Genomic DNA, 11,963 nt, shown 5'->3' with positions numbered 1-11,963 from the left:
GTCTCGACGGTGACGGAGCAGATCAGCGGAACCGTGACACCGAGGGCCTCCATCGCCCGCCGGGCACCGATGATCGAGGACTTCGTCTGCAGGAGGTCCTGGGTGGTTTCCACCAGCAGCGCGTCGGCGCCGCCGGTGATCAGGCCCTCCGCGTTGATCTGGTAGGCGTCACGGATCTGCCCGTAGGAGATGTGCCCCAGCGTCGGCAGCTTCGTCCCCGGCCCCATCGACCCCAGCACCCAGCGCTGCTGCCCCGTCGACGCCGTGAACTCGTCCGCGACCTCCCGGGCGATCCGCGCACCCGCCTCCGACAGCTCGAAGTTGCGCTCCGCGATGTCGTACTCCGCCAGCGCCGCATAGTTCGTACCGAAGGTGTTCGTCTCCACGCAGTCCACACCCACCGAGAAGTACGCCTCATGGACCGAACGCACGATGTCGGGACGGGTGACGTTCAGGACCTCGTTGCAGCCCTCCAGCTGCTGGAAGTCCTCCATCGTGGGGTCCTGCGCCTGGAGCATTGTTCCCATGGCTCCGTCGGCGACGACCACACGGGCCGCGAGCGCCTCTCGGAGGGCATCGGCCCGGGTCTGGGTGTCAGCGGACGGGTTGGGCAACGAAGCCATGGTTGTGCTCCCTGGAATGCGACGGCTGTCGGCTTTGCACCCCCTCTGTGTCAAGGGTGCACGTCGTCAGCGTAACCGCGAGGCACCGGCCCCGGTGCGGGTGTCCCACGTGGCGGACTGCATTCTGTGGCAGGGATTGCCAAGGGTGTCCCGGCGACGGTACGGCGAACAGTTTCCCCCTCGCTGCGCGAGGTCGGCATCGGCCGATACTGTTCAGCATTGTCGAACCGCATCAAGATGGTCAGTAATGACAGCAAGGTCAGCAGGAGGCTGCGCGATGGCACGGAACATCCAGTCGCTCGAACGAGCCGCTGCGATGCTGCGACTCCTGGCGGGCGGCGAGCGCCGGCTGGGGCTCTCCGACGTGGCCTCCTCGCTGGGCCTGGCCAAGGGGACGGCCCACGGCATCCTGCGCACCCTGCAGGCCGAGGGCTTCGTGGAGCAGGACCCGGCGTCCGGCCGCTACCAGCTCGGCGCGGAGCTGCTGCGCCTGGGCAACAGCTACCTGGACGTGCACGAGCTGCGCGCCCGCGCCCTCGTGTGGACGGACGACCTGGCCCGGGCGAGCGGCGAGAGCACGTACGTGGGCGTGCTGCACAAGAGCGGGGTGCTGATCATGCACCACGTCTTCCGGCCCGACGACAGCCGCCAGGTACTGGAGGTCGGGGCCATGCAGCCGCTGCACTCGACCGCGCTGGGGAAGGTGCTCTCCGCGTACGACCCTGTCGCGCACACCCAGGCGCTGGAGGTGGAGCGCGAGGCGTTCACCCCCCGTACGGTCACGGACGCCGCGGGTTTCGAGGAGGTCCTGGACCTGACCCGGGCACGCGGCTGGGCCGCCGACATCGAGGAGACCTGGGAGGGCATCGCCTCGGTGGCGGCGCCGATCCACGACCGGCGCCGGATGCCGGTCGGCGCGGTGGCGGTGGCGGGTGCCGTGGAGCGGGTCTGCGGGGCGTCCGGTGAGCCCCACGCGGCCCTCGTGGCGTCCGTGCGGGACTGTGCCCGATCGGTTTCACGCGACCTCGGCGCGGGCCGGTTCTGACCTTGCTTTAGCACGCCGGAGCGGCCATCTGGCTGCTTTCTGCCTACTTTTCGCCATATCCCGACCGCAGGATGGCTGGATTTGGGCGATCGTACCTAGTGGTAACGATCCGACACCTTGGCCTGGCGAGCTCTTGACGCATTCTTCACTTGGGCGGAAAACTGCCGTTCACCGGTCGGCATTGTCGAACACCTAACGGCAATACGCGCTAGGATGCGACAAGGCCAAGGACCGGTGCAGCACTCACCGAGTGCGCGGAACCACCGGAGGGACCCGGTTTCCGCCCACCCCTGGACGTACGTAAGGAGTCGCGGGTGTCCAGCTCCGACATCTTCATCGGCGAGACCATCGGTACCGCCCTGCTCACACTGCTCGGCGGTGGCGTCTGCGCCGCACTGACGCTCAAGAGCTCCAAGGCCCGCAACGCGGGCTGGCTCGCGATCACCTTCGGCTGGGGTTTCGCCGTACTGATAGCCGCCTACGTGGCCGCCCCGCTCTCCGGCGCGCACCTCAACCCGGCGGTCACCGTCGGCCTCGCCGTCAAGACCGGCGAGTGGAGCGACGTGCCGGTCTACTTCGCGGGCGAACTGCTGGGCGCGATGCTCGGCGCGGTCCTGATGTGGATCACCTACTACGGCCAGTTCCGGGTGCACCTGGCGGACCCGGAGAACATCCGTGACGCCAAGCTCGGCCCGGAGGACCCGCACCCGCACGACCAGGCGGGCCCCGTGCTCGGGATCTTCTCCACCGGCCCCGAGATCCGCAACGTCGTCCAGAACCTCGCCACCGAGATCATCGGTACGTTCGTCCTCGTCCTGGCGATCCTCACCCAGGGCCTGCAGGACGACGGCAAGGGCCTCGGTGTCATCGGTGTCCTCATCACCTCCTTCGTCGTCGTCGGCATCGGCCTCTCGCTCGGCGGTCCGACCGGCTACGCCATCAACCCGGTCCGCGACCTCGGTCCGCGCATCGTGCACGCCCTGCTCCCGCTGCCCAACAAGGGCGGCTCCGACTGGGGGTACTCCTGGATCCCGGTCGTCGGCCCGCTCGTCGGTGCCGCCATCGCCGGTGGTCTGTACAACATCGCGTTCGCCTGATCAGTTTCGGCCCGCGTTCGTAAGATCCGCACCGCATCCTGATTCCGCCTACTCACAGACCTGCCAGGAGCAGCCACATGACCAGCAGCACCGGCCCCTTCATCGCCGCGATCGACCAGGGCACCACCTCCTCCCGCTGCATCGTCTTCGACCGTGACGGCCGCATCGTCGCCGTCGACCAGAAGGAGCACGAGCAGATCTTCCCGAAGCCGGGCTGGGTCGAGCACGACGCCGCCGAGATCTGGACCAACGTCCAGGAGGTCGTCGCCGGCGCCATCGCCAAGGCCGAGATCACGGCCGCCGACGTCAAGGCCGTCGGCATCACCAACCAGCGCGAGACCACCCTCCTGTGGGACCGCCACACCGGCGAGCCGGTGCACAACGCGCTGGTCTGGCAGGACACCCGCACCGACACCCTGTGCAAGGAGCTCGGCCGCAACGTCGGCCAGGACCGCTTCCGCCGCGAGACCGGCCTGCCGCTGGCGAGCTACTTCGCCGGCCCCAAGGTCCGCTGGCTGCTCGACAACGTCGAGGGCCTGCGCGAGCGCGCCGAGGCCGGCGACATCCTCTTCGGCACCATGGACTCGTGGGTCATCTGGAACCTCACGGGTGGCGCCCAGGGCGGCGTGCACGTCACCGACGTCACCAACGCCTCGCGCACCATGCTGATGAACCTGCACACCCTGGCGTGGGACGAGAAGATCGCGGAGTCGATGGGCGTCCCGCTCAACGTCCTCCCCGAGATCAAGTCCTCCGCCGAGGTCTACGGCCACGTCAAGGACGGCGTCCTCGCCGGTATCCCGGTCGCCTCGGCGCTCGGTGACCAGCAGGCCGCCCTCTTCGGCCAGACCTGCTTCGCCGAGGGGGAGGCCAAGTCCACGTACGGCACCGGAACGTTCATGCTGATGAACACCGGCGACAAGATCATCAACTCCTACAGCGGCCTGCTGACCACGGTCGGCTACCAGATCGGCGACCAGAAGCCGGTCTACGCGCTGGAGGGCTCCATCGCCGTCACCGGCTCGCTCGTCCAGTGGATGCGCGACCAGATGGGCCTGATCAAGTCCGCGGCCGAGATCGAGACCCTGGCCTCCTCGGTCGAGGACAACGGCGGCGCCTACTTCGTGCCGGCCTTCTCCGGTCTGTTCGCCCCGTACTGGCGCTCCGACGCCCGCGGTGTGATCGCCGGCCTGACCCGGTACGTCACCAAGGCGCACATCGCCCGTGCCGTCCTGGAGGCCACCGCCTGGCAGACCCGCGAGATCACCGACGCCATGACCAAGGACTCGGGCGTCGAGCTCGCGGCCCTCAAGGTCGACGGCGGCATGACCTCCAACAATCTGCTGATGCAGACGCTCTCGGACTTCCTGGACGCCCCCGTGGTGCGCCCGATGGTCGCCGAGACCACCTGCCTCGGCGCCGCCTACGCCGCCGGCCTGGCCGTCGGCTTCTGGCCCGACACCGACGCCCTGCGCGCCAACTGGCGCCGCGCGGCGGAGTGGACCCCGCGGATGCCCGCCGAGCAGCGGGACCGCGAGTACAAGAGCTGGCTCAAGGCCGTGGAGCGTTCCATGGGCTGGGTCGACGACGAAGACGCCAGCTGACCGCACTCAGCTGAGTCAATCGACGAGGAGCTAAGAGAGATATGAGCATCCCGCAGAGCGTGACCGCACTGGGCACGCACCCGACCGCCGGCTCGAACCCGAGCCGCGCCGAGACCCGTGAGCAGCTGGCGAAGGCCACGTACGACCTGCTGGTCATCGGCGGTGGAATCCTGGGCACCTCGGTGGCCTGGCACGCCGCGCAGTCGGGTCTGCGGGTTGCCATGGTGGACGCCGGCGACTTCGCCGGCGCCACCTCCTCGGCCTCCTCGAAGCTGGTCCACGGCGGTCTGCGCTACCTGCAGACCGGCGCGGTCAAGCTGGTCGCGGAGAACCACCACGAGCGGCGGGTGCTGGCCAAGGACGTGGCCCCGCACCTGGTCAACCCGCTCACCTTCTACCTGCCGGTCTACAAGGGCGGACCGGTCGGTGCGGCCAAGCTGGGCGCGGGCGTCTTCGCCTACTCCGCCCTCTCGGCCTTCGGAGACGGCATGGGCAAGGTCATATCGCCGGCCCGTGCCGCCGCCGACAACCCGGGTCTGAAGACGGACAACCTCAAGGCCGTCGCGGTCTACTACGACCACCAGATGAACGACTCCCGCGTCGCCGTCATGACGGTCCGCGCGGCCGTCGAGTCGGGCGCGGTCGTCCTGAACCACGCCGAGGTCACCGGGCTCCGCAAGACGCGGGGCCGGGTCACCGGCGCCGAGCTGAAGGACCGTCTCGACGGCACCGAGTTCGGGGTCGACGCGCGCGTCGTGCTCAACGCCACCGGCCCGTGGGTGGACCACCTGCGGCGCATGGAAGACAAGCACTCGATGCCGTCGATCCGCCTCTCCAAGGGCGCTCACATCGTCATGAAGCGGAAGTCGCCGTGGAAGGCCGCCATGGCCACCCCGATCGACAAGTACCGCATCACCTTCGCCCTCCCCTGGGAGGACCAGCTGCTGCTCGGCACCACCGACGAGGTGTACGAGGGCGACCCGGCGGACGTGCGCGCCACCGAGTCCGACATCGCGCAGATCCTGGACGAGGCGGCCTTCTCGGTGAAGGACGCGGACCTCGACCGCTCGCTGATGACGTACGCCTTCGCGGGCCTGCGGGTGCTGCCCGGCGGTCCCGGCGGCGTGGAGAAGGCCAAGCGTGAGACGGTCGTCTCCGAGGGCGCCGGCGGCATGCTGTCGGTGGCCGGCGGCAAGTGGACGACGTACCGCCACATCGGCCGCGTGGTCATGGACAAGCTGTCGAAGCTCCCGGGCAGCCCGCTGACCGAGGACATGGAGCCGGTGAAGTCGCTGGTGCGCCGGATCGCGCTGCCCGGTGTCGCCAACCCGAACGCGGTCGCGCACCGGCTGCTGGTGGACCGTGAGCCGGGCACCCGGATGGACCCGCTCACCGCCCGCCACCTGGCCTCGCACTACGGCTCGCTGGCCTTCGACATCGCGCGCCTCGCGAACGAGGACCCGGCGCTGGCCGAGCGCATCCACCCGGACGGTCCGGAGATCTGGGCGCAGGTCGCCTACGCCCGTGACAACGAGTGGGCCGAGACGGTCGACGACGTGCTGCGCCGCCGTACGACGGTGACGATCCGCGGCCTGGACGACGAGGCCGTTCGGGCCCGCGTCGAGGAGATGCTGGGCCACAAGGCATAGCTCTCACGCAGGTGGGGAAGAGGGGCGGTTCCGAGGGGAACCGCCCCTCTGTCGTGGGCTGTGGCCGGTGCCTCATCAAGGCTTAGGCTGACCCACGTACGCAAGGGAACTTCGGAAGGAGACCTGGGTGATCGAGCTTGAGGGCGTGCCCGAGCTGATCGACCCGGTCATGGTGGCCGCGTTCGAGGGCTGGAACGACGCGGGTGACGCGGCCTCCGGTGCGGTCGCACACCTGGACCGGGAGTGGAAGGGCGAGGTCTTCGCGGCTCTGGACGCCGAGGACTACTACGACTTCCAGGTCAACCGGCCGACGGTGTGGCTGGACAACGGGGTACGGAAGATCACGTGGCCGACGACTCGGCTGTCGGTGGTCCGGATCGGCGGGGCGAAGCCGCGCGACCTGGTGCTGGTCCGGGGGATCGAACCGTCCATGCGGTGGCGGTCGTTCTGCAACGAGATCCTGGGCTTCGCCCACGAGCTGGGCGTGGAGATGGTGGTCATCCTGGGGGCGCTGCTCGGGGACACGCCGCACACCCGGCCGGTGCCGGTGAGCGGGGTCACCTCGGACGCGGACCTGGCGCGGACGATGGACCTGGAGGAGACGAAGTACGAGGGCCCGACGGGCATCGTGGGCATCCTGCAGGAGGCCTGTACGCACGCGGGTGTGCCGGCGGTGTCGCTGTGGGCGGCGGTGCCGCACTACGTGTCGCAGCCGCCGAACCCGAAGGCGACGCTGGCGCTGCTGAACCGGCTGGAGGACCTGATCGACATCCGGATCCCGCTGGGCGAACTGCCGGAGGACGCGCGGGCGTGGCAGCTGGGCGTGGACCAACTGGCCGCGGAGGACAGCGAGGTGGCGGAGTACGTCCAGACGCTGGAGGAGGCGCGGGACACGGCGGACCTGCCGGAGGCCTCGGGCGACGCGATCGCCCGGGAGTTCGAGCGGTACCTGCGCCGGCGCGACCCTGCGGCCCCCTCGGCCGAGCCGGGCGACGGCTCGTACCTCCGCGACACCTCGGGGGGCCTCCCCCGCCCCCCGAAACGCAAGCCGGACCCCTCCGGGGAGGATCCGGAACCGCCGACCGCCCCGTCCCCCGGCGAGGACGACACCCCGGGCGCGTAGCCGCAGGCGGGCGGGTGGGGGGTGGGGGGGCGCCGCTGCGCGGTGCCGTCCCCATCCCGCCCTCTCGCCGTCTCCCGGGCTTCCGCCCCGGCCCCCGCGCCACAAACGCGGACGAGGCCGAACTTGCAGCCCGTCCGGTTTGAGGACCGGGTCCGGGCAGCGCCCGGTGCCCACGGAAAGCGCGATGCCCCCGGGCCGGGTGGCCAGGGGGCATCGGCAGGACTGCGCAGGCTAGAGGGCCACGCCCAGCAGGGCGTCCACCGTGCGGGAGACCAGGCCGGGGGCCGACTCGTCGTCGCCGTCGGAGGCGTTCTGGGCGTCGGCCCAGCGGTCCACCGCGGCGAGCGCCGCGGGGGCGTCGAGGTCGTTCGCCAGGGCCTCGCGGACCTCCTCGACCAGCGCGTCCGCCGGCAGCCCGTCCGGCCGGGACACGGCCGCGCGCCAGCGCTCCAGCCGGGCCACCGCCTCGGCGAGGACGTCGTCGGTCCACTCCCAGTCGGCCCGGTAGTGGTGCGACAGCAGTGCGAGGCGGATGGCCGCCGGGTCCACCCCGGCGCGCCGCAGGGCGGAGACGAAGACGAGGTTGCCCTTCGACTTCGACATCTTCTGGCCGTGCAGGGCGACCATGCCCGCGTGCACGTACGCCTTGGCCATCGGGAACTCGCCCGTCAGCACCTGGGCGTGCGAGGCGCCCATCTCGTGGTGCGGGAAGGCCAGGTCGGAGCCGCCGCCCTGGATGTCGAAGCCCATGCCCAGGTGGTCCAGGGCGATGGCGACGCACTCGATGTGCCAGCCCGGCCGGCCGCGGCCCAGCGAGCCGCCGTCCCAGCTCGGCTCGCCCGGACGCGCGGCCATCCACAGCATCGGGTCCAGCGGGTTCTTCTTCCCGGGCCGGTCGGGGTCGCCGCCCCGCTCCGCCGAGAGCAGCCGCATCGCCTCGACGTCGAGGTTCGAGACCCCGCCGAAGTGCGTGTCGGACTCGACCGAGAAGTAGACGTCCCCGTCGAGCTCGTACGCCGCGCCCGCGTCCCGCAGCCGCTCGACCAGCGGCACGATGCCGGGTATGGCCTCGACGGCTCCGATGTAGTGCTGCGGCGGCAGCATCCGCAGGGCGGTCATGTCCTCGCGGAAGAGCGCGGTCTCGCGCTCGGCCAGCTCGGTCCAGTCGTGGCCGTCGCGCAGCGCCCGCTCCAGGAGCGGGTCGTCGACGTCGGTGACGTTCTGGACGTAGTGGACCTGCCGCTTGGTGTCGAGCCACACGCGCTGCACGAGGTCGAACGCGTTGTAGGTCGCCGCGTGACCGATGTGGGTCGCGTCGTACGGGGTGATGCCGCAGACGTAGATACGGGCGACGGGACCGGGGGCGAGGGTGATCGTCCCCTGGGTCGCGGTGTCGTGGATCTGGAGGTCGCGGCCCTTGCCAGGAAGGGCGGGGACCTCAGAAGCGGGCCAGGCATGCATGTCTCGAGCCTAACCGGACGCATGTTCCGGAAACGAACCGGACCTGCACTGTTGTCTTGATCGACACTCTTGCGGTCTGGCCGAATCTGTGCGTACGGCGGACGGCCGGTTCAGACCGGTGGCCAGGGGATCGACGGCCACTGTCCGGACGGCTGCGGGTGGGTTCCGGTGCGCAGCAGGTGCGCCACCCGGGCCCGTACGGCGGCCAGCTCGACGTCGGTGATCAGTTCGGCCAGGCGGGTGGCGAGCGGGGCTCCCTCGGCCAGCTCGGCGGCCAGCCCGGTCAGCACCTCGCGCGCCTCGTCGGTCAGCGGCTCCCCCGCCCAGCCCCACAGCAGGGTGCGCAGTTTGTCCTCGGCGTGGAAGGTCACGCCGTGGTCGATGCCGTAGAGGCGGCCGTCGGGTGCGGGCAGCAGGTGGCCGCCCTTGCGGTCGCCGTTGTTGATCACGGCGTCGAGTACGGAGAGCCGGCGCAGCCGCGGGTCGTCGGCGTGGACGAGGAGCGCGGTGCGGCCCTCCCCGACCTCGGCCAGGGCGACGGGCTTCCAGCCCTCCCCCGCCTCCTCGCCGTCGACGAGCGCGAGGAGCCCGCCGGTCGCGGATTCCCCTTCCGGTTCCGTGGATTCGATCCACCGCTGGACCATGCCCTCGCCGTACGGTCCGTCGCGCAGCACGGTGGCGGGCACCAGGCCCCATCCGGTGGCTTCGGAGACCAGGTAGGCGGCGACCTCGCGCTGGGCGAGGCTTCCGTCGGGGAAGTCCCAGAGCGGCCGCTCGCCCTTGACGGGCTTGTACACGCAGTCGGCGCTGGCGCCCTCGTGCGTGACGGTGCACAGCAGGACGGCGTTGGACGCCTCGCGGATCCGGCCGATGACGGTCAGCTCGCCCTTGGCGAGCAGTTCCTCGATCTCCCCCGTGTCGGTCACGCCTGGCGCCGGTAGCCGTTCTGGCGCGGGCACACGTGCCCCTCCGGGTCCAGCGGCAGACTGCACAGCGGGCACGGCGGGCGGCCGGCGTTGACCACGTCCAGGGCCCGTTTGGCGAACGCCCGGGCCTGGGCGCCGGTGAGGCGGACCCGCAGCATGGGCGGCCCGTTCTCCTCGTCCTGGAGCAGCCGCTCCTCCGCCTCGGCGAGGTCCTCGTCGGAGTCGGCGTCGAGTTCCACCAGGGCCTGGGCCTCGACGATCATCCGCTGCTCCTCGCCGTCCCAGGCCAGGGCCATGGTGCCGACGCGGAACTCCTCCTCGACGGGAACGTCGAGGGGTGCGGTGTCGGCGGCCTCGGCGGGGGCGACGGCCGGCACCGGGGCGTTGCCGCCGGTGCGCCGCACGACCTCGTCCAGCAGCTCGTCCATCCGCTCGGCGAGCGCCGCGACCTGTGTCTTCTCCAGGGAGACGCTGGTGACGCGGGGGCCGGAGGAGGCCTGCAGGAAGAACGTACGGCGTCCCGGCAGACCGACCGTGCCGGCCACGAAGCGGTCCGGGGGGTCGTAGAGGAACACCTGACGGGGCACGTCCAGTCTCCAAGTCTCAGCGGCAGGGGCAGGTCTGCGCCCTGTGGCCCGTCCACCCTACTGCGCCGTCCGATCACGCCGCGCCCGCGCCGCCTCCCACGACCGCGTTCCCCGTGTCTTCGGCGTCTTTGTCCGAAGCGACCGCTTCCGGTGCGGCCGGACGCTTCACGAGCGGGCCGAAGTCCCCCGTGTCGCCCAGCCGGAACACGAACGGCCGGGTCGGCGTGTACCGGACGGCGGTCACCGAGCAGGGGTCGACGTGGATGCGCTGGAAGAGGTCCAGGTGCATCCCGAGGGCGTCCGCGACAAGGGACTTGATGATGTCGCCGTGGGAGCACATCAGGAAGACGGCGTCGCTCCCGTGCTCGTCCTCGACCCGCGCGTTCCACTCCCGTACGGCGTCCACGGCGCGCGCCTGCATGGCGCGCATGGACTCGCCGCCGGGGAAGGCGGCGGCCGAGGGGTGCTGCTGGACGATCTTCATCAGCGGTTCGTCGGCGAGCTCGGAGAGCTTGCGGCCGGACCAGTCGCCGTAGTGGCACTCGCCGATCCGCTCGTCGGTGTGCACTTCCAGCTCGGGCCTTGCGGCCAGCAGGGGTGCGAGGGTCTCCCGGCAGCGTTGCAGCGGGCTGGTGACGACCGCGGCGAGCGGCACGCCCGCCAGCCGTCCGGGAAGCGCGGCGGCCTGCTCGGCGCCGCGCTCGTCGAGGCCGACTCCCGGGGTCCATCCGGCGAGCAGCCCTGCGGTGTTGGCGGTGGACCGCCCGTGTCGTACGAGGATCAGCGTGGCCATGGGGGCAGCCTATGTGGTGGGGCCGTAGTGCGGGCCGGCGGTGGTCGAGGGACAATGCCCGCGTGATTGTGGACTGCGCGATCTATCAGAACGGCTGCCGCACCGAGGGACCCGAGGACCTCTCGGACGCACTCGACGCGGCGCGGGCGAGCGGGGACGCCTTCCTGTGGATCGGCGTGTACGAGCCGACGGAGCAGGAGTTCGAGCACGTCAGCCGCGAGTTCGGCCTGCACAAGCTGGCGGTGGAGGACGCGCTGACCGCGCACCAGCGCCCGAAGCTGGAGGTGTACGACGACTCGCTGTTCGTCGTCCTCAAGCCGGTGATGTACGACGAGGCGTCCGACACGGTGACCACGGGCGAGTTGATGCTGTTCATCGGCGACTCCTTCGTGGTCACGGTCCGGCACGGCGAGGGCGCCGCGCTGGCCGCCGTGCGCCGTCGGCTGGAGCACGAGCCGGAGGTCCTCAAACACGGTCCGACGGCCGTGCTGTACGCGGTGTCCGACGCGGTGGTGGACCACTACATCGAGGTGGCGGCCGAGCTCCAGGCGGATCTGGAGGAGCTGGAGGCCGAGGTCTTCTCCCCGAACCCCTCGGACTCGAAGAACACCGCCGCCCGGATCTACGGCTTCAAGCGGCAGGTGCTGGAGTTCCGGCGGGCGACGAACCCGCTGCTCCAGCCGATGGAGCGGCTCGCCTTCGGCGAGGTCCCCTTCGTCCACGAGCACGCCCAGCCCTTCTTCCGCGACGTCGCCGACCACCTGACCAAGGCGAGCGAGTACATCGACGGGCTCGACCGGCTGCTGTCGGACGCGCTGGCCGCGCATCTGGCCCAGATGGGGGTGCGCCAGAACGACGACGTGCGCAAGATCTCGGCCTGGGCGGCGATGGCGGCCGTCCCCACGATGGTGGCCGGGATCTACGGGATGAACTTCGAGCACATGCCGGAGCTCAAGCAGGTCTGGGGCTATCCGGTGGTGGTGGCGGTCATGGTGGGCGTCTGTCTGGGCCTGCACCGCATGTTCAAGCGCCGGGGCTGGCTGTAGCCGGGGGCG

Annotated in this window: 11 protein-coding genes; 6 read left to right on the top strand and 5 right to left on the bottom strand. The window is 70.8% G+C overall.

Annotated elements, in window-relative coordinates; translation table 11 throughout:
* A partial coding sequence (locus tag ACZ4VT_RS26510; protein WP_467953249.1) for a homocysteine S-methyltransferase family protein occupies positions 1-623 on the bottom strand: 623 nt, incomplete at its 3' end.
* A gap of 277 nt (positions 624-900) precedes the next feature.
* Between ACZ4VT_RS26510 and ACZ4VT_RS26505 the strand changes: the two genes are divergently transcribed.
* From ACZ4VT_RS26505 to ACZ4VT_RS26485, 5 genes are all read left to right on the top strand, one after another.
* Positions 901-1,668, top strand: a complete 768-nt coding sequence (locus ACZ4VT_RS26505) for an IclR family transcriptional regulator (RefSeq protein WP_467953247.1) — start codon at positions 901-903, stop codon at positions 1,666-1,668.
* A 314-nt stretch (positions 1,669-1,982) separates the two neighbouring features.
* A complete protein-coding gene (locus ACZ4VT_RS26500; protein WP_467953246.1) occupies positions 1,983-2,765 on the top strand; it encodes an MIP/aquaporin family protein in 783 nt (260 codons plus the stop codon).
* A gap of 77 nt (positions 2,766-2,842) precedes the next feature.
* Entirely contained in the window at positions 2,843-4,369 is a 1,527-nt protein-coding gene (glpK, locus tag ACZ4VT_RS26495) for a glycerol kinase GlpK (RefSeq protein ID WP_467953245.1), read from the top strand.
* 41 nt (positions 4,370-4,410) lie between these two features.
* On the top strand, positions 4,411-6,018 hold the full coding sequence (locus tag ACZ4VT_RS26490) for a glycerol-3-phosphate dehydrogenase/oxidase (RefSeq protein ID WP_467953244.1): 1,608 nt from the start codon (positions 4,411-4,413) through the stop codon (positions 6,016-6,018).
* 127 nt (positions 6,019-6,145) lie between these two features.
* Positions 6,146-7,141, top strand: a complete 996-nt coding sequence (locus tag ACZ4VT_RS26485) for a PAC2 family protein (RefSeq protein WP_052876318.1) — start codon at positions 6,146-6,148, stop codon at positions 7,139-7,141.
* Between the two features lie 231 nt (positions 7,142-7,372).
* Here ACZ4VT_RS26485 and mshC read toward each other — a convergent pair whose 3' ends face one another.
* The 4 genes from mshC to ACZ4VT_RS26465 all read right to left on the bottom strand — a co-directional run bounded on the left by mshC (position 7,373) and on the right by ACZ4VT_RS26465 (position 10,908).
* Entirely contained in the window at positions 7,373-8,602 is a 1,230-nt protein-coding gene (gene mshC, locus ACZ4VT_RS26480) for a cysteine--1-D-myo-inosityl 2-amino-2-deoxy-alpha-D-glucopyranoside ligase (protein ID WP_467953242.1), read from the bottom strand.
* Between the two features lie 110 nt (positions 8,603-8,712).
* Positions 8,713-9,561, bottom strand: a complete 849-nt coding sequence (locus ACZ4VT_RS26475; protein ID WP_467953241.1) for an SCO1664 family protein — start codon at positions 9,559-9,561, stop codon at positions 8,713-8,715.
* The gene (locus tag ACZ4VT_RS26470) at positions 9,525-10,115 is read right to left on the bottom strand and encodes a DUF3090 domain-containing protein (RefSeq protein ID WP_030720371.1); all 591 of its coding nucleotides are present in this window, start codon (positions 10,113-10,115) and stop codon (positions 9,525-9,527) included. Before ACZ4VT_RS26470 ends, ACZ4VT_RS26475 begins: the two co-directional genes overlap by 37 nt.
* Positions 10,116-10,188: 73 nt before the next feature.
* A complete protein-coding gene (locus ACZ4VT_RS26465; RefSeq protein ID WP_362806454.1) occupies positions 10,189-10,908 on the bottom strand; it encodes a histidine phosphatase family protein in 720 nt (239 codons plus the stop codon).
* 62 nt (positions 10,909-10,970) lie between these two features.
* On the opposite strand from ACZ4VT_RS26465, the gene corA reads away from it, so the two are divergent.
* On the top strand, positions 10,971-11,954 hold the full coding sequence (gene corA / locus ACZ4VT_RS26460) for a magnesium/cobalt transporter CorA (RefSeq protein ID WP_467953239.1): 984 nt from the start codon (positions 10,971-10,973) through the stop codon (positions 11,952-11,954).
* The last annotated feature ends 9 nt before the right edge of the window (positions 11,955-11,963 follow it).

The sequence above is a fragment of the Streptomyces sp. NPDC029164 genome, from assembly GCF_055563995.1.
Note: the sequence above shows the minus strand (reverse complement) of the source record. Positions and strands in the feature narration are given on the sequence as shown.